The following is a 17,256-nucleotide window of genomic DNA, read 5'->3' as shown; positions in this document are numbered from 1 at the left end:
GTCCTGGATCTGGTCACCGGGGCGGTAACCAGCGCGGGTCAGGGGCTCGACCTCGCTGCGTTGACTGTCCGGCTGAAGATACGCGTTGTGTGTTGCGTGACGTTCAAGATGGGTCTGACCGAGGCTCCGTGAACGTGCTGGTCAGCGGCCTGCATGCAGGATCGTTTCCTTGCGGGATCTCCCCGGCATGGGCATGCGTGCGGTCGAGGATGTGCTGATTCCGGGAGTCGCTGTCGAGTTGGAGCGAGTAGGCGCCGGCCCCGAGGGGTTGGTGGTGGAGGCGGCAGCGTGCGGTCGGCCGCCGCGGTGCCCAAGTTGCGCCGGGGCGGGGCGCCGAGTCCACTCCAACTACCGGCGGACGCTGATGGAGCGCCCCGTCGCCGGGGTCCGGTTCTCGATACGGCTGCGTGTCCGCCGGTTCTTCTGCGACGAGCCGACCTGCCAGCGACGCACGTTCGTAGAACAAGTCGACGGCCTGAGCTCCCGCTACGAGCGCTCCACCGTTGAACTGCAGCGATGGTTGCGCTCGATAGCGGTGGAACTCGGCGGCCGGCCTGCCGCCCGCTTGTGCCGCGAGATCCAGCTGAAGGCAGGCCGGACAAGGATCCTGAAGCTGCTGCAGGCTCCGCCCGTTCCTGCGCGGGCACCTCGGGTGCTGGGCGTGGACGACTTCGCTCTGCGTCGTCGGACCCGATACGCGACACTGCTGGTCGATGTCGAACGCAGTCGCGTCGTCGACGTGCTGCCCGACCGAACAGCCGAAACCCTGGCAGCCTGGCTGGCCAGCCACCCCGGAGCGGAGATCATCTGCAGAGACCGGGCCGGCGCCTACAGCAAGGCGATCCGGCAGGCCGCACCGCGAGCCATCGAAGTGGCCGACCGCTTCCACCTGATCCAGAACCTCACCGACGTACTGGAGAGGATCTGCCACGAGCACACCGCATGCCTGCGCAAGCACGCCGAACAGGAAGCCCGGCTGGCGGCACCGCCGGAACAGGTCCCGCTCTTCAGCTACCCGAGCACCGCCCTGCTGGACAGGACCAGGCAGCGCTTCGAGGACATCCAGCGACTGTACGGCGAGGGCAGGACCATCAACGCGATCGCCCGCAACCTGAAGCTCGACCCCAGAACCGTGGACCGCTACGTCAAGACTCCGCTCGACGTCCTGCTGGCCTCGGCCGACAACCGACGCCCGAACGGCAGCCTGGAGCCGTTCAAGGCCTACCTGAACGAACGTCACAGCCAGCTCGGTGCGGAGCGGTCGGTAGCCGCCTGTTCCGGGAGATCCGCGAACGCGGCTACCGCGGCAGCCAGCGCAGCGTGCAGCGACACCTGGCCCGTCCCGGCGCCGGCACCGTCGAACCGGTCCGCGCCACCATCCCACCGCGGGGACCATCGCCGCCTGGATCACCCGCCCACGCGAACTGATCTCGGCCGACGACCAGGAAGCCCTCCTCAAGGTCCGGCTCGGCTGCCCCGATATCAGCCGCGCATGCGATCTGGCCTGGGCCTTTCTGGAAATGACCCGTCACCAGCGCGGAACGCTCCTGCTCGACTGGATCCGGCAAGCCGAGCAGGACGCCCCCAAGCCCCTGCGCGGCTTCGCCACCTACCTCCGCCAGGACCTCGACGCCGTCACTGCCGGCCTCAGCCTCCCGTGGTCGTCCGGCATCGTCGAAGGACACGTCAACCGCGTGAAGACGATCAAGCGCCCTGCGGCGGCGCCAGATCAGGCACACGATCCCGGAGCCGAGGGACCAGCGTGCGAACCGTCAGCGGCGGGGCAGCAAGGGCGGGCGGTCGACTGGTTTCGACTGGGCTCTCTCTATCGTCGACGGAACGAGGTGGAGCGCACGATCAACAGGCTCAAGGGCTTTCGAGCCGTCGCGACCCGCTTCGACAAGAGGGCTTGCGTGTTCCACGGCACGGTGACCGTCGCCGCGATCTGGCTGTGGCTGCGCCAGTGACTGGCAGCAGTACAGCCGCGGAGCTGCCCCGGGCTATCGCATGACCGGACGGTTTTCGGTGGTGTACTCATCCGCGACATTGCAGACGCTGGCGCAGTCAGGGCACTTTGCCTTGCCGAAAAGGTAGGTAATTCCGTTGGCCAGCGTCTCCTGTCGGTCGCGGACTGCGATTCGATGCATCCACCGGCCGGAGCCGGTGAGCTCCGTCTCCGCCGCGGGCTGGAGTTCGCGCCGGGTCTCCTCCCCGCCGTGCCACACCTGCGAGTAGCACCCGAACTGGCCGATGGCGATTGTCATCCCTGCTCCGCAGTGGGGACAGGTCACGTGATAGATGTCGTCTGTGAACCCCTCCAGGGCGTTCGCCCAGTGGTACTCCCCGGCAACCGCGAGCAGGGCGCGAAAGGACACGAGGTAGTCGGCTGGCCGCGAGCGTAGGTGTCCGTCCAGCACCCGGCCGAATTCCGCGATCGCGCCGGCACAGTCCACCAGCAGGTGGTCGTGGCCGTGGTGTCCGGCCGCGCGCTCAAGGATCCTCCCCGACAGGGCGCGTGCCTCAGCGCTGCGTGGCGCCAGGTGAACCAGATCCGGTAGGGCGGCGAAGCTTGCCGGGGACACCAGGTCGTGCTCCAGGACCAATCGCCGTCCAAGTTCCGCCCAGGTATCAGCGTCCTCCTGGCGCTTCACGCGCTCCAAGAGCTGCGGGACGCGATCAGTCTCGAACCAGCAATCGCGCATCTGTTCCCAGTCCACCACCCCAGCATTGAACCCTCCTGACGCGCCCGGGAGCGAGCCCCCGTCCGAGCACCTCACGCCAGTGCCTCCGAGCGACCCGTCGGAGAGGCTCTAGGCCGCCAGAAGACCGCAGGCTCGGGGCTGCGAGGAGGCCGCGGCGCATTCAGGGGCAATCGCGATGCTAGTGCGCCTGTCGGGGGCCGAGCGGGCACGCCGCGCTTAGAATCAGACCCGCTCCGGTGAGGATCGGAGCCGCTGATCGGGTGACAGGTCGCGCGTGTCTCACGGCGGCGATCGCCTTCTGGCAACGGTTGATGGGACCATTCATGCATCCCTCCACTCGCTGGTGGAGCGATGTCGGCCACGGCCGCCCGCTGTGCGGGCGGCACGGGTCGCAGCTGACCGTTTCCGTCTGCTGACCGCTTCCTCACCTGAGGCTCCCGGCCTTGGCAGAGCCGAGTCTGACGCCCCAGATCCGCCAAGGCCCTCGGCCCTCGGTCAGGTCCGTGACTACCTGGACCGGCCGGACACTTGGCTATCTCGGACCCGATCGGGTTGCTCCCGGCGCGTCGGGCGGAGGGCGCAGATCCAGTCCAGGGTGTCCGGGACGGCCGATGCGCGGGCCTGGACGCCATGAAGTCCGCGCCGGAGCGCGCCGAGGTGGCTTGTACTACTGGAGTCGGCTCGGCGCCCCCAAGGGCGATCCCGCCAGCTTGGACGTGCGGGTCTCGGACGGCCCCACCGGGGCGCACGTGGTGGCCTTCACGGTCATCGGCTGAGACAGGAAGCGCCCCACCCCGCCCGGTCCCGCTGCCGGGGCAGTTGCCGACCGGTTCGAGAGCGCGTCGTGGCCTGCTCCCTGCGGAGTGGAACGGAGCGCGGCGCGCCACCTGAGGCAGGCTCCCGGCCGGGGCGTCGGGCGACCAACGCTTCTATCCACCACGGCTCCTCCGATGGCTGCTCCGGGATCGCCAAGGTGTCTGTCCCTGCCGGGATGTCCTGTCCGGGTGCTTGGGAAGAGGGGCGTCTGAGTGCCCGTCGCCTGTGGAGCTCCTTGGCGGCGCTGGCTGCGGCGACGGCGAGGATGAAGACGCCGACGGTGAGAGCGGCGGCTGCCATGACAGGCGGGCTGTCGCCGTCGTACGGGTTCGTGGCGTTGAGGGTCAGACCGGCGGCGAGGAGGAGGAATCCGGCTTCGAGAGCCCGGGAGGTCAGGCGGGCGGTGAGTGCGAACTTCTGGCTCGGGTGCCGCCGGCCGCGGATCGGATTGACGTTGGGGACGGTCCGCAGGACCGGGCGCAGCTTCGGCTCGCCGTCGAGCAGGAGGGTGGTGATGAGCTCGGAGTCCTTGTGGAGGTTGGCCGGACCGAGGCGCAGCTTGCCGCCGTCGATGCTGTAGTCGGGCCATTCGCCCGCGTCCAGGGCGGGCTTGTTGCCGACCAGGTAGCGCGTCTCGACTTCGCCGAGGACGGCTGCGCCGAGGTCGAAGTCGAGGGGCTTGCCGTCGAAGCGGGCCTGATCGATCGCGCGTCGGCTGATGACGCTGATGGTGAGCGTGGCGATGTAGGGGTCGTTCATGGTGATGCCGTCGTGCTGGACGGTGAGCCTGGCCCGCCGGGCCTGGGGGTCTTCGGCGGCGAGTGCTGCGACGGTCAGGGCGATGCGTCAGAACTTCCTCGTGGTCGTGGTGTTCATGTGTTGTCCAACGCGCTCGGTTGGCCCTCGACACGCTGGTGGCGGAGCGGCGCGCTGGTTACCTGCGGTGGATCGGGGTCACCGGGGCGGTAACCAGTGCAGGTCAGGGCTCCGCCTCAGCGTTGTGTCAACGCTCTCTGAAATTTGGTTCTGGATCACTTTTGGGATGCTGTTGGTGATCTTCGCTCGTCTGGGTGATGTGCGGTGGCCGTCGTTGTCGACTGCTCTTGCCCCTACTGTGCTGGTGGTGGCGGGGTGCTGCGGCGGTCGAGGGGGCCGCGATGGGCATGGGCTGGTGGACTGGCGAGGTAGTCCCGACGTTGACAGTGCGGATGGCTCGGGCGAGCAATCCGCGTGGGACGGCAGCAATGTGGATCCGGGACCATCTGGACGGGCTGTTCACCGACGAGGACTTCGCGGACTGGTTTCCAGCGGACGGCCGCAAGGGCATCTCGCCAGCACAGCTCGCACTGGTCTCTGTGCTGCAGTTCGCCGAGAACCTGACGGACCGGCAGGCCGCCCAAGCGGTCCGGCGCCGAATCGACTGGAAGTACTGTCTCGGGCTGGAGCTGGACGACCCGGGCTTCGACTACTCAGTTTTGAGCGAATTCCGCGACCGTATGTCTGAAGGCGACCGGGCCGACCGCCTCCTGGCGGTGATGGTTGGCCGCCTGGTCGACGCCGGCTTGGTCAAGCAGCGCGGACGGATACGAACCGACTCCACCCACATCCTGGCCGCGGTCCGTCGCCTCGATCGCGCCGAGCTCGTCGCCGAAACCCTGCGGCTGGCCCTGGATGCGCTCGCCCTGCACGCCGATGACTGGCTCTCCCGGCTGGTGACACAAGGCTGGGTCGAACGCTACGGCCGACCAGTCCGCTACGACCGGCTGCCACGCGGTAAGGAGGCCGTGCTCGAGTACGTCCTGCGGGTCGGCGAGGAGGCCTACGGCTCCTGCGAGCCCTCTACCACGATGACGCCCCGCCTGGCCTGCGGGAACTGCGAGCGGTGCAGGTATTGAGGCAGGTCTGGATCCAGCAGTACTGGTTCGACGACCAGGGTCGGCTCGGCTGGCGTGGACCCAAGTCGACCCGCGACCGCGCCAGTCGGCGCACGACCACCCAGCGCAACACGGGCAAGGCCGAGACCGATGGCCGGCCGGACCCGGCCGCGGCGCGGGTCCCGTGGGCAAGCGTGGAGATCGTCACCCCGCACGACCCCGACGCCCGCTACAGCCACAAGTGTGAACGACGGCGATTTTCCCCAGGGGGCCTGTCGGCGTAGTTCCCCACCCTCTGGGCGTCGGCTCAGCGGTCGACTGCCCAGGGTGCGTCTGCGGGTGGGGTGCCGGTCGTAAGGATGTGCGAAACGATCCGTAGCGCCTGTGCCAGGTGGATCGTGTCGTAGTTGGGATACTCGTCGTGCTGCCCGTTCGCAAGGATGTAGCCGCCGTCTCGGCCTGTGACTCCGGGGTCGACGGCGTGTTCGCCGGGGTCATCGTCACCGTCGAGCAGAAGGACCATGGCCCGCTCGGTGTTGCTGATGACCCCCAGCGATCTCCCTGTCGAGCTGGTCAGCCAGCTTTCCAGCCGCCCAGCCGCGATGCGTTCCCGCAGCCGCTGCAGTGCCGCCTCGGCGGACTCGGCCGCCGTGCCGTCGTCGAAGATCCAGGACTCAACCACGGACGAGAGCCTCTCACGGGCGGCCACGGCCAGGCCGGTCAGCTGCTTGAGGGCTTCTCGACGGGGTTCTTGGGGCGCTTGTTCGGCCGGTAGCTGGGTCCGTTCATGATGACCTGGTGGCTGGTGTTGATCAGCCTGTCGAGGGGCGACTCGGCGACGATGGGGTTGGGGAAGAGGGGATACCAGTCGCTGGGAGCCCGGTTGCTGGTGATGATCAGCGAGCGTCCTTGACGTTCTGAGACGAGTTCGTAGAGGTCGTCGGCCTGCGCGGCGGTCAGCTGGCGCATGGCGAAGTCGTCGAGATCAGGACGTCGGGGCGGATCAGCTCGCGCATGCGCTTGTCCCAGGTCCGGTCGGCGTGGCTGTCGGCGAGCTCGGTCAGGATCCGGCTGGTCTTCGCGAAGCGGGCATGGGCGCCCTGCCTGACGGCGAGGTGGCCGAGTGCCTGGGCGACGTGTGTCTTGCCGACGCCGACGGGCCCGAACAAGATCACTGACTCGCGGGTGTGGAGCCAGCGCAGGGCGGCCAGGTCGCGGATCTGGGCTGCGGGCAGCTTCGGGGAGGTGAAGTCGAACTCCTCGAGCGTGACCTGTTGCTCGAACTTCGCTCGCTGGAGGCGTCGTTGGAAGGCGACGGTCTCGCGGCGGGTGATCTCGTCCTGGCGGAGGACCTGGAGGAAGTTCGGGTGGCCGAGTTCGCCGCCGTGGGCCTGGGCCCGTCGGGCGTCCAGGGTCTCCGGCATCCCCGACAGTCGCAGCGCTCGGAGGGACTCGCGCAGGGCGGTGTTCAGCACGCTCATCGGGCGGCCTCCGTCGCATCGTCGGCGCCGTCGTGACCGGGGTCGTGGGGGTGTTCGTCCGTGGTCTGGGAGGGGATGGCGGTGGCGAACAGGCCCTCGGGGTTGTGGAGGAACGCGGAGGCGCCCGGCGTCGCCGGTCTCCGGTTCGGGGTCGGTCTCGGTGCCGGCGATCAGGATGCCCTTGATGGTGCGGTAGGACGGGTCGCCGACGGTCAGGGCTTTGCTCAGGCGGCTTCCAGCCGCTGGTCGCCGTACTTCTTGCGCAGGCCGAGGATCCCCTGGGCGGCCCGGAGCCGGTAGAGCGCGTTGACCTCCAGCAGCAGGTCGATGGCCTCGCGGCAGGCGTCACCGACCTCAGATGCCTGGCCGCGGCACCAGATCGGCGTCTTCATCTGGAACGCGATCTTCTGCGGCGGGTAGTCGCCCGGGTCGGTGCGTTTGCCCTGTTCAATGGCGGCGTGGGTCTTGACGAGTTGGCCTTCGTGGAAGACCTGGACCACGGTCGCGGTGGAGCGGACGTCGACCTTGCGGCCGATCAGCTTCCATGGCACCGAGTAGAGAGTGTGGCCGACCTTGATGTGGATGTCCGGGCCGACCTGGGCCTTCGACCAGCGGGCCAGCACGAATGGCTTGTCCGGCAGCGGCAGCAGGGCCTCGGCCTCGGCCGCCTCGAACGCCGCCCCAGGGGACGCCCCGTCCAGCGGCCGGCACTGCCTGTGTCCGGCAACCTCCCGGGCCCAGACCACCGCCTCGGCCTGCATGTGCTCGATCGAGGTGAACTGGCGGCCGCTCCAGAACGAGTCGCGGACATAGGGCATCGGTCGCTCGACCCGCGGCTTGTCCTTCGGATGCGACGCGCGAGCCGGATCAGCCAACGCTCCGTAGTAGAGGGCGAGTTCTGCATAAGACTTGTTGATCTGGGGGTCGTAGAGGTCGGGCCGGTCCACCGCCGTGCGCAGGTTGTCCGGCACCAGCCGGCGCGGGACGCCGCCGAAGAAGCGAAGCGCTTCGACGTGGGCCTCGGTCCAGGCGTGCTGGTCCATGTGGACCACCGGCTGCACGAACAGGTGCCGTGACCTGGGCAACACCATCACGAACGCCCAGATCCGGTGACGCTTGCCCGTGGCACCCAGCGGCGGAACGCGGTCAGCGAGACCTTCAACTTCTGCTCGTCCCGCAGGCGTTGGTGGATCGTGTTACGGTCGTGGTCTCCAGTAGGGTCTTGATGTAGTCGCGGTGCGGGTCGATCTCCGCCCAGGTAACCTGCCGCAGCTTCCGGTCGGCGAGCTCCGGAAACCAGACCTTGATCAGCTTGGCCCAGTCCGCCTCGCCCATAGGTGGCCCGCCCGGCGTGATTCCGGCGGCCGCCGCCGGCGCCAGGTACTTCCTGATCGTCTTGCGGTCCACCCCCAGCGACGCGGCCAGCTGGTTCTTCGACCGGCCCGCATACCAGTGAACGTAGATCTCGACGATGTCGACCACCGTGAACGTTCTCCTTGCCATCCAGCGTGTCCGCCGGCCTCTCGGCCCGTCGGTCGAGGGACCGCGACAACTCCCAGATGACCGCGGGTCCTCAACTCGGCACGGACATGCCCCAGGGGAACACGGATGATTCGGATGGAACGATTACTACCAGGTCAAACCACTCGAACAGGCAGTAGACGAGCCCCGGGCCGACGACCGCCATCCCCCTGGTGACCGGCGACCACGAGGGTGGGGAATTACGCCGACAACAACCGCTCGAATTAGGGGAAAACGCCGACCGCCGACAGGTGTTCACCGGCCCGGCAGCCGAGCAACTGGCCGCTGACCTCGTCGAGGCGACCCGCCCCTACGCACAGCGCCGGGCGGAACTGCCCGAGAACCTCGCCCATGTCCTGCTGCGCCTGACGGAGAAGGCCGACGCGCACCTCGATGTGAGCATCAACCTGGACTCCACCGTCCAGGTAGCGGCAGGCCGCCCCACGCTCCCCGACACCGACGGCGGCCGCCGCCTGCAGACCGTCCGGGATGCCCTCCTCGCGCATGCCCAGGCATGCCGCTACCCGGCGTGACCAGCTCCCGGCCCCGCCCGGCCCTCGGACTCGGCCGGGCATCTGCTACCGGGTCCGTTGACGCGCGGTCAGGTGATGGCGGCGGCGAGGCGCCCGGCGGGCCAGCGCGGGCCGGTTGACGGGTCGCGGAGCCAGGCCCACTGGGCGGTCGGCGTGACGGTGATGCCGTAGTCGGTCGGCGCGGGCCGCCCGAGCTCCTCCCACTGGTCCCATGCTTCCAGGATGTCGTCGCCGAGGCGGCGGGGGCCGCCCTGGAACAGCGCGACGGTGCCCTGGCCGGTGGCCGACAGCGCGGCCCAGGACCGGTCGCCGTCGTGCAGCCAGGCGTTGACGCCGTCGCTGTCGACGGCGGTTGCCACCACGGCGTCCGGCACCGCCACGCGCAGCGCGAACGTGAGGTTCCAGTCCTCGCGCAGCGTGGCCAGGTCGCGCACGAGGGTGCGCTCGCTGTCCGGCGCTCTGCTGCCCCGCACCCGCTGGTAGCCCGCCGGCCCGGCCGGGGCAGGGGCGTGGCGGTCGGGCATGAACTGGCCCAGGCCCAGCACCGGACCGCTGGCCGAGGCGGCGCCCGGCTCCACGGTGAGTGCGACGTGTCCGAGTCGGCCCCAGGGATAGACGATGCGCCCGCCGGGCTTGGTCCGGGCGAGCCAGCGCATCGGCACCCTCTCCACGGCGTAGGTGACGTGGATCCGCTCGAACCGTCCCGGGCCCGGTGCCTGTCGGGTTCCGTCACCGACGTGGACCTCGGCCCTCACGCCGAGCCGGTCAAGCCGTTCTTGGGCGCTCGCGGCCAGACGGGGGTCGGTCTCGGTGGACACCACCAGTCCGGGACCGGCGCGCCAGGCGGCCAGTGCGCAGGTCCAGCCCTGCCCGGTGCCGACGTCCCACACCCGGTGGCCGGGCTCGAGCTGCAGGGCGTCCATCATGTCGACGACGACCGCGGGCGCGGACAGGCTCGAGGACGGCAGCCCTGCGGTGACCTGGGTGACCGCCGCGGCGTCCAGCCCGGCGAACAGTACCCCGGCCCACCGGGCCGGGTCCGCGGTCCGGTCGACCGCCACGTACGCGTGCCCGTCCCACCGCCACAGCCGCTCCGGGGCGAACCGGTCACGCGGGAGCGCCGCGCAGGCCTCGCGCAGCCAAGCCGAGCGCTCGGGCCAGGCCCCGCGTTCGGCCATGGCCGCGTCCGTCCGCTTCCGCAGGCCGACCAGCTCGTCGGGCTCGGTCACTTCTTGTGCTTCCCGTCCGAGGGTGGCGGCGTGGGGACCTGCCCGTCGGAGTTGCCCGGCGGCGGCGTGCCCTGGCCCGGGTCCGGTGGCGGCTTCTCATGCTCGCCCATCGCAGTCCTCCTTCAACCGTTCGGACAGGAACCGCGCTCATCCTGACCTGGCGTCACCGGCCTGCGGAAGACCGCGTGGGGCGCGCCAGGGGGCGCGTGGAAGCACGCCACGCCCGGCACACCGACGGAAGCGGAACGTGGACGCAGGTCGGACCCCGACCCCCTGGGCGGCGGGTACGGACGTGATGGTCCGGACGCCCGGGGTGGGACTGGCGGGAGTCCGGGCTGCCACGCGTCGGTGCGGGCAGCCCGGACCCGCGACTCGGGGCAGCCGAGACAGCCAAGGGTAGGCGCTCATCAGGCAGACGCGGCCGACCCGGCCTGCGCACTGTGTGCGCCGCCTGGCCAAGGTCGATGGTCCGACGGGGAGTTCGGTTCGACTCCCGAGCCGAAGCGGACACCGGCGATCAACGGCAGCGCGGGTCGAGGGACCGCGGGCTGCGGCCGGCTCCCTCCCGGTGCGCCCGCCGGGCCGGAGGAGGCTCGCCCGCCGGGCTGCGCCCTGCGGGTGTCGATGCGTCACCACCAGTGGGCTCGTGAAGCGGCCCAGCCTTCACCCGGCGACCCGCCCCCGCCTGTCCCGCCCGGCGGCTTCATTGTCGCGAGAGCCAGGATCAGACCGGCGCGGAGCGCCACCCCCGACTCCAGGGCCGGTCATCACCCCCGCGCGCAGCGCGCTCGGCTACGCGCCGTCACGGATGTGCGGAGAATCACGGCCTGAGTAACTACAGCCAGTATCAGTAGGGGAGTTCGGGCAGGGAGTCACCGCAGGACCGGGACGCCGTCGCGATCGCTCCCGCTCGTGGACGATGCTTGACCGCCCATCGATCAGGTCACCGGTCGGTCGACGAGGTGGACGCAGGGCCGAATCTGGCCGCAGATGAAGGAGGGCCGCGCTCTGCCTGGTTGCGGAGGGCGGCCCTTCCTTCGTGTTCACCGTGCTGGCCCGGTCGGGGCCGTTCGCGCTACTTCAGCTGCTGCCACAGTTCCAGGGCCAAGCCGCACCAGGTGGCGGCGATCTGAAACGGGTGCGGCTCTTCTGAAGGGAAAGTGAGGAGGAAGCAGGAACCGACGGTTCGTGCGATGGCGTCCACCCGGCATGCAAGATCGATATCTCTATCTCGCTCGCCACGGCGAAGCCACTCCCGACGAGGGAGAGCTCACAGAAGCTGGGCGGCGGCAGGCGGAGCTGCTGGGCAAGCGCTTGAACGGCATACCGTTCACCGCGGTCCACCACGGTCCGCTGCCTCGCGCGGTGCAGACGGCCCGTCTGCTCGGAGGGCAGTTGGCCGACGTGCCGCTCCTCGAGTCGGAGGCGGCGGGCGACTACGTTCCGTATGTCCCGGCGCGGGACGAGTTCCCGGCAGAGGTCGCCGAGGCATGGTGGGCGCGGTTCGCCTCGGTGCCAGCCGAGGAGCGTGCGCATGGCGCGAAGCTGGCCTGCCAGGCGGTCATGGACTTCACCGGGCCGGTTGACCGCGGGGATGCACCGCGTCACGACCTGGTCGTCACCCACGCCTTTCTCATCGCCTGGCTGGTGCGGGCGGCGATGGACGCCCCGGCCTGCCGATGGATGGGGCTCAACCACGCCAACGCGGCCCTCACCGTGATCCGCTACGCCCCGGCCCGGCCGGCGACGGTCCTGGTCTACAACGACATGAGCCATCTCCCAGGCGACCTGCGCTGGACCGGGTTCCCCGCCGAGCTGCGCACACCCTGATGTCGTGATCACCGAATAGGCTGCGCCGCTCGGTCAGGCCCTCGGGGCTGTGCTCGGGCCTGCTCGTCTCTACCGTGGTAGCGGGAGAGGAGCGGTGGATGGGCTCGCTGTTCGAGGAGTTGGAAGCCCGCGAGGCGATTGCCCGGACGCGGGTGGAGGAGCTGGAAGCCGAGCTCGCCGAGGTGTCCGGGCGGCTGAGTGCGGCCCGGGAAGGGCTGGAGCGGCTGCGGATCACCCGGGAGACGGTAGCCGAGGTTCTGGCGGAGATGACCCCGGAGGAGCCGGGGGTCGGGGCGGACACCCATCGGCTGAGCACGATTGCTCCGGCGGCTTCGGCGTATGTGGGGGCGGAACGTCATCGGGGAGCTGACGGTGCCGAACTGGCAACCCGGGATGGGAGCGGAGGTTCTGCCGCGGGTGTATAGGGACATTCTGGAGGTGGTGGCCGATGCGCCGGGGCCGGTACGCGCCAAGCAGATCGTGCCGAGGATCGGGCTGCCTGCCGAGGCCGGGAAGATCGAGGGCACGCGGTCGAAGTTGAAACGGCTGGTGGAGCGGGGCTGGCTGAACGAGGACACACCGGGCATGTTCACTCCGGCTCGCCGCCGGGGTGGCGCTACGCCCAACTCCCATTAACAGCAGGGCTCTTCCGCGCCTACATTCGAAGGTGCGACGCGGCCGCATCGGACCGCACCACCTGGACCGCCTACGACGCCGACGGCAACGCCACCAACACCACCCTGCCCGGCGGCGTCACCATCGCCAGCACCTTCGACGCCCTCGGCAACCTCACCAGCCAGGCCGGCTCCGGCGCCGACGCTCCCACACAGACCCGCACGTTCGGCTACTCCCTCAACGGCGACCTCACCGGCAGCACGGCTGGCAGCGCGAGCGAGAGCTACAACACCAACGCGATCGGTGAACTCCTCAGCACCAGCGGGCAGGCCGGGAGCAGCAGCCTCGCCTACAACCCCGACGGGTCAGTCGTCAGCCGCGCGGATGCTTCCGGCACCAGCAGCTACACATACGACACCGACGGACGCCTCAACACCGCTGCCGACCCTGTCACCGGCATGACTCTGACCTACGGTTACAACAGCCTCTCCCAGCGAATGACCATCACTTACGGCACCGGCGGTGACGTTCGCACGTTCGGCTATGACTCCCTGCACCGCCTGACCAGCGACACGCTCACCACCCCCAGCAACGCCACGGTCGCGTCGATCAACTACACCTACGACAACGCCGACCAGCTCCAGACCAAGACCACCACCGGCTTCGCCGGTGCGGGCACCAACGGCTACAGCTATGACCAAGCCGGACGCCTGACCTCCTGGACCGACACACCCGCCAGCGGCAGCGCCACCACGACCGGCTACACCTACGACGACGACGGCAACCGCCTGACCGCCGGTACCAAGTCCTTCACTTACGACAACCGAGACGAGCTCACCTCCGACGGCTCCACCACCTACAGCTACACGGCACGCGGCACTCTGACCGGCAAGACGTTCACCGCCAACAACGCCACCCAGGCCTACGCCTTCGACGCCTACGGCCAGCAGATCACTGCCGGCCCCACCACCTACACCTACGACGCCCTCGGCCGGAACATCGCGGTAGGCAGCACCACCCTCAGCTACAGCGGCCAGGACAACATCGTCGCCTCCGACGGCACCACCACCTACAGCCGCAACGCCGACGGCACCCTCCTCGCCGAAACCACGCCCGGAACCGGCGCCGCGCTGGTGTGGACCGACCTCCACACCGACGTCGTCGCCCAGTTCACCGCAGCCGGCAGCGCCCTCGGTGGCTCCGCCGCCTACGACCCCTGGGGCACTGTCACCAACACCAACGGCCTCGCCGGCACCCTCGGATACCAAAGCGAATACACCGACCCCACCACCAGCCAGATCAACATGGCCGCCAGGTGGTACGAGCCGGGCAACGGCGCCTTCAACACCGTCGACACCCAGGACAACAGCCCCATCGGTGACAGTGTCAGTGCCAACCCGTTCGCCTACGGAAACGACGCTCCGCTCACCATGGGTGATCCTTCCGGTCACGACGCCGGAGCTGCCGCGGCGGATCTGGGCGCGATGGGGACAGGGGAAGCGGCAGACGGAGCACTCGACTGGAGTCCGTTGGGGTGGGTCCTAGCCGCCGGCATCGGGATCTACGGAGTGGGCAGCGCCGCCTACGACTACTGCCAAAACTCCCAGCCGCTCACGCACGGGGGCAGCAGCACCAGCACCTATACCGGCAGCGTCTGGGACCTCTTCCCTCGGACGCAGTCCTGCGTCCCGATGGGTCTTAGCGACCCCTGCTCCTTTGGTGGCGGTGGCGGTGGCTGCGGTGGAGGCGGTGGGGGTGGAGGCGGCGGCGGAGGTGGGACGTGCTGGAGCTGTGAGGCAGCAGCCGCTGCGGCCGCACGAGCTGCAGCCGCTGCAGCAGCCGCGGCACTGGCAGCGAAGATCCGTGCCGAGGCCGTCCAGCTCACCAAGACCATCGGCACGGCGGCCTTGACCGTCCACGCCGCTGCTTCCGCCACTCACCCAAGCGGCACGATCAACCCCTCGAACATCCTGAACCCCGTGACTGGTGCCGGAGGCATTGCAGCGGCCCTGGTAACTGCCATCGCGGCCGCGAAGCTCGCCGCGGCCTAATTGAACAGCAACCCTTGCGGCAGTTCCCCACTTTTGGGCGGCAAGCTTGGCACCATGGTCTATCTGCCCAGCAGACCGGGTGCAGTGGCTTCACAGCCTTCCTACGGGAAACCGGGCACGAGGCCACCTCATCGCATTCGTCTTGAATGGCAACAACAAGAGCCTTCAGAACTTCGCCGCCCTATACAGCAAGGCGAACTATTGGATGAAGAGCAAGATGGAGATGCCTCTCCGAGACGTGATCAAGGCCGGGGGCTACGAATGGGTCAACGTGACCCCCGTCTACGGCAATGCAACTTCACCCGTCCCCACATCGATCATCTACAATGCGTTCGGATCGCTCAATCGGTCCTGCGTAATCGAGAACAATGCGACAGCAGCAGGATCGTGGTGCATATGAGGGACGGTTTTCATGAACGACGTTGACTTCGCCGATCTTCTCGGCGCGCCCTTGCGTGCCGCTGATCGCATGGCCATGGGGCCGCTGGAAGCGGCATGGAGTGTCACCTTCCCCGAGGATACGGCGCTGTTTCTGTCTGCCTACGGGGACTCGGTGATTGCTGGCCAGATCAACATCTTTGGCCCTCGGACGATGGAGGAAGCAAACTCCTTCCTGGCACCGAGCCTTGCTGAACTTGCCGGCGATGGCGACCCCGTCATCGACTTCGGCCACCGGCCTGGACAGCTGATCCTCTGGGGTACTACCCCCGATGGTGACGCCTTCGCCTCCCAGGTGAGCGCGGCTGGGGATGAGTGGCCAACCGTCTATTTCAACGGCCTCGAGATGGAGTGGACAAGAGATGAGGTCGGGCTGACGCAGTGGCTCCGTGCTGCTCTCGCGGGCCATCGGCGTGACGTCTTCCCCGAATTGGGTTCTCTTCCGCACTCGGTAACTGAGTTGGAAGACCGCCCCTTCGGTTAGAATGCCCGTTTTGCTCGGGCCAGCTGACCCGAGGGGTGATCCCCAGGGGTCTCGTTCGGGGGATCCGTCCGGTTGATTCCGGTTCAGGCCCCGGGGGCTGCTTGTGTTCGCAAGATGACGAACACAAGCAGCCCCCGTCAGTGCGGCGACCAGACCGCCACCACCCGCCCGCCGCATAGGCTTCGGGCCGCCTGCGGGTGGCCTACTCCGGTCCGGCGAATGTCCAGGGCCCAGGGCTGGGGCGACGGTATCCACGCCCACGAGTTATCGAAGACCACCCCCGAAGGGCTGTCCCGCAATGATCAAGGAGTCCGTCGATCTGCCCGGCTGCAGGTTGGCACGGGGGCCCCTGGGGACGGTTGAATGCCCTGGTGATGGACTGGACGCAGGCGGTCGATGCTCACGGGGCGACTGAGCGCTCACGGGGCGACTGAGCGAGTCCCCGCGCTCCTGGATCAGGTGGCGCGCGAGGAAACGCCGGAGGCCTGGGAAGAGCTTTGGGACCGTCTCTGCCTGCACGGTGAGACGGTCTCCCCGGCGAGCTTCACCGCTCTTCCACGCTTGGCAAGCCTGGCTCCCGCAAGTGCCCAGGCGCTTGAACTGGCCAGCGCCATCGTGCGGGGCACCATGCAGCATCGGGACGGCGAGGCTCTGCTTGCGGGTTGCCCGGATGCGATCGCCCAGCTGCGGGAACTCGTGGACAGGCAGCTTCGGACCAGCCCTGCCGACTACAACCGGATCTTCGGCGATCTGCTCGCCCTCGAAGGGCAGTACCACTGGAGCGCCGCCCTGGGGGACTTCACCGACGACTTCTACACCGTGTCCTGCCCGCGCTGCGGAGCGGAGGTGACCATCGCCATCGGGGACTACGGCAACTACTCGGCCATCCGCGACTGGGATCTGGGCGACATCGAGCGCCGGGCCCTTCTGCCCACCCCAGCCGAGGAACTGCGCGACCTGGGCCACTGGATGCACGCCACAGCTGTCCGCGACGAGCAGCACCGACTCGCCGAGGGCATCAGGCATGTCTTCGGCCGTGCGGAGTGCCCGACTTGCGCCAGCGTGTTCAGCATCGCGGATGCCTACACGAGCGCAAACCTCCCCTCTGCCCCTGCGGCGTCCTGAGCTGGGACAAGGGTGCCCCGCCGCCTGGCATGATCTTGATATGGCTGGCGTCATCACGGCTTCGGAGCCTTCATGGATAGCCCCGTTCACCGGGCTGAGCCCGCGGCTCTTTCGCAAGCTGATCACAGCGCTCCGCCGTGAGGGCGCAGACAGGGTCCGCCCAGGACGTCCGTGGTCGCTGCCGCTTGAGGACAGGGTCCTGTTGGTGGCCGCCTACTGGCGCACCAATCTGACGCTGCGGCAACTCGCCCCGCTGTTCGGCGTCTCGAAGTCCGCCGCCGACCGGATCGTCGACCACACCGGGCCAATGCTGGCGCTCAAGCAGCGGCAGCGATTCCGCAAAGGCACCGTGCTCATCGTGGACGGCACCCTCGTGCCCACCCGTGACCACGTCGTTGCTGAGCAGTCGAGGAACTACCGGTACTCCACCAATCACCAGGTCGTCATCGACGCCGACAGTCGACGAGTTGTTGTTGTCGGTCGCCCGCTGCCCGGCAACCGCAACGACTGCAAGGTGGCTTGGTTCACTTCGAAGAGCAGCATTTGCTCATCGGTTT

General features: G+C 68.7%; 13 protein-coding genes and 5 pseudogenes. 12 read left to right on the top strand and 6 right to left on the bottom strand.

Going from position 1 to position 17,256, the window contains the following annotated elements:
* Positions 1–187: 187 nt before the first annotated feature.
* The 3 pseudogenes from TR50_RS50270 to TR50_RS47360 all read left to right on the top strand — a co-directional run.
* Positions 188–958, top strand: a pseudogene (locus TR50_RS50270) (ISL3 family transposase); the annotation flags it as partial.
* A gap of 436 nt (positions 959–1,394) precedes the next feature.
* Positions 1,395–1,658 (top strand): annotated as a pseudogene (locus tag TR50_RS47365) (hypothetical protein); the annotation flags it as partial.
* A gap of 162 nt (positions 1,659–1,820) precedes the next feature.
* Positions 1,821–1,967: pseudogene (locus tag TR50_RS47360) on the top strand (IS5/IS1182 family transposase); the annotation flags it as partial.
* 33 nt (positions 1,968–2,000) lie between these two features.
* Here the strand turns inward: TR50_RS47360 and TR50_RS39690 are convergent.
* Both TR50_RS39690 and TR50_RS39685 read right to left on the bottom strand, forming a co-directional pair.
* Positions 2,001–2,717, bottom strand: a complete 717-nt coding sequence (locus TR50_RS39690) for a hypothetical protein (protein WP_152648890.1) — start codon at positions 2,715–2,717, stop codon at positions 2,001–2,003.
* A 750-nt stretch (positions 2,718–3,467) separates the two neighbouring features.
* Positions 3,468–4,277, bottom strand: a complete 810-nt coding sequence (locus TR50_RS39685; protein WP_042434480.1) for a hypothetical protein — start codon at positions 4,275–4,277, stop codon at positions 3,468–3,470.
* A gap of 485 nt (positions 4,278–4,762) precedes the next feature.
* Between TR50_RS39685 and TR50_RS43385 the strand changes: the two genes are divergently transcribed.
* Positions 4,763–5,413, top strand: a complete 651-nt coding sequence (locus tag TR50_RS43385; protein ID WP_160311265.1) for a transposase — start codon at positions 4,763–4,765, stop codon at positions 5,411–5,413.
* Positions 5,410–5,676 carry a hypothetical protein gene (locus TR50_RS43380; RefSeq protein WP_152648888.1) on the top strand — a complete coding sequence of 89 codons (267 nt, stop codon included), beginning with the start codon at positions 5,410–5,412 and terminating at the stop codon, positions 5,674–5,676. Before TR50_RS43385 ends, TR50_RS43380 begins: the two co-directional genes overlap by 4 nt.
* Positions 5,677–5,699: 23 nt before the next feature.
* On the opposite strand, the gene TR50_RS39675 is transcribed toward TR50_RS43380, so the two are convergent.
* The 3 genes and pseudogenes from TR50_RS39675 to TR50_RS50490 form a co-directional block, all read right to left on the bottom strand.
* The gene (locus TR50_RS39675) at positions 5,700–6,074 is read right to left on the bottom strand and encodes a hypothetical protein (protein ID WP_042434505.1); all 375 of its coding nucleotides are present in this window, start codon (positions 6,072–6,074) and stop codon (positions 5,700–5,702) included.
* A gap of 38 nt (positions 6,075–6,112) precedes the next feature.
* Positions 6,113–6,873, bottom strand: a pseudogene (gene istB, locus TR50_RS39670) (IS21-like element helper ATPase IstB).
* Positions 6,870–8,355 (bottom strand): annotated as a pseudogene (locus TR50_RS50490) (IS21/IS408/IS1162 family transposase). Before TR50_RS50490 ends, istB begins: the two co-directional pseudogenes overlap by 4 nt.
* A gap of 212 nt (positions 8,356–8,567) precedes the next feature.
* Between TR50_RS50490 and TR50_RS39660 the strand changes: the two are divergent.
* Positions 8,568–8,927: a hypothetical protein gene (locus tag TR50_RS39660; RefSeq protein WP_152648887.1), complete on the top strand. Its 360-nt coding sequence runs from the start codon at positions 8,568–8,570 to the stop codon at positions 8,925–8,927.
* Between the two features lie 68 nt (positions 8,928–8,995).
* Here the strand turns inward: TR50_RS39660 and TR50_RS39655 are convergent, their stop codons facing one another.
* Complete coding sequence (locus tag TR50_RS39655) at positions 8,996–10,156, bottom strand: methyltransferase domain-containing protein (protein WP_236654788.1); 1,161 nt, start codon at positions 10,154–10,156, stop codon at positions 8,996–8,998.
* Positions 10,157–11,365: 1,209 nt separating this feature from the next.
* Here TR50_RS39655 and TR50_RS39650 point away from each other — a divergent pair.
* The 6 genes from TR50_RS39650 to TR50_RS39620 form a co-directional block, all read left to right on the top strand.
* Positions 11,366–11,986, top strand: a complete 621-nt coding sequence (locus TR50_RS39650; protein WP_042434475.1) for a histidine phosphatase family protein — start codon at positions 11,366–11,368, stop codon at positions 11,984–11,986.
* Positions 11,987–12,084: 98 nt separating this feature from the next.
* On the top strand, positions 12,085–12,411 hold the full coding sequence (locus tag TR50_RS49530) for a hypothetical protein (protein WP_042434471.1): 327 nt from the start codon (positions 12,085–12,087) through the stop codon (positions 12,409–12,411).
* Positions 12,412–13,059: 648 nt separating this feature from the next.
* A complete protein-coding gene (locus tag TR50_RS39635) occupies positions 13,060–14,652 on the top strand; it encodes an RHS repeat protein (protein ID WP_042434464.1) in 1,593 nt (530 codons plus the stop codon).
* 412 nt (positions 14,653–15,064) lie between these two features.
* Positions 15,065–15,574: an SMI1/KNR4 family protein gene (locus TR50_RS39630; RefSeq protein ID WP_042434459.1), complete on the top strand. Its 510-nt coding sequence runs from the start codon at positions 15,065–15,067 to the stop codon at positions 15,572–15,574.
* Between the two features lie 459 nt (positions 15,575–16,033).
* Positions 16,034–16,699: a hypothetical protein gene (locus tag TR50_RS39625; RefSeq protein ID WP_152648886.1), complete on the top strand. Its 666-nt coding sequence runs from the start codon at positions 16,034–16,036 to the stop codon at positions 16,697–16,699.
* Positions 16,700–16,739: 40 nt separating this feature from the next.
* Positions 16,740–17,256 (top strand): IS5/IS1182 family transposase (locus tag TR50_RS39620; RefSeq protein WP_042434452.1); only part of this gene is annotated, 517 nt, incomplete at its 3' end.

The organism is Streptacidiphilus anmyonensis, from assembly GCF_000787855.1.
Lineage (GTDB): Bacteria > Actinomycetota > Actinomycetes > Streptomycetales > Streptomycetaceae > Streptacidiphilus > Streptacidiphilus anmyonensis.
This window is presented reverse-complemented; position numbering and strand designations above follow the sequence as displayed.

Excerpts from the sequence above, each read along its gene's own strand:
- TR50_RS49530 (WP_042434471.1), top strand. The coding sequence starts at position 12,085 with ATGGGCTCGCTGTTCGAGGAGTTGGAAGCCCGCGAGGCGATTGCCCGG.
- TR50_RS39650 (WP_042434475.1), top strand. The coding sequence starts at position 11,366 with ATGCAAGATCGATATCTCTATCTCGCTCGCCACGGCGAAGCCACTCCC.
- TR50_RS39630 (WP_042434459.1), top strand. The coding sequence starts at position 15,065 with ATGAACGACGTTGACTTCGCCGATCTTCTCGGCGCGCCCTTGCGTGCC.
- TR50_RS43385 (WP_160311265.1), top strand. The coding sequence starts at position 4,763 with ATGTGGATCCGGGACCATCTGGACGGGCTGTTCACCGACGAGGACTTC.
- TR50_RS39685 (WP_042434480.1), bottom strand. The coding sequence starts at position 4,277 with ATGAACGACCCCTACATCGCCACGCTCACCATCAGCGTCATCAGCCGA.
- TR50_RS39635 (WP_042434464.1), top strand. The coding sequence starts at position 13,060 with ATGACTCTGACCTACGGTTACAACAGCCTCTCCCAGCGAATGACCATC.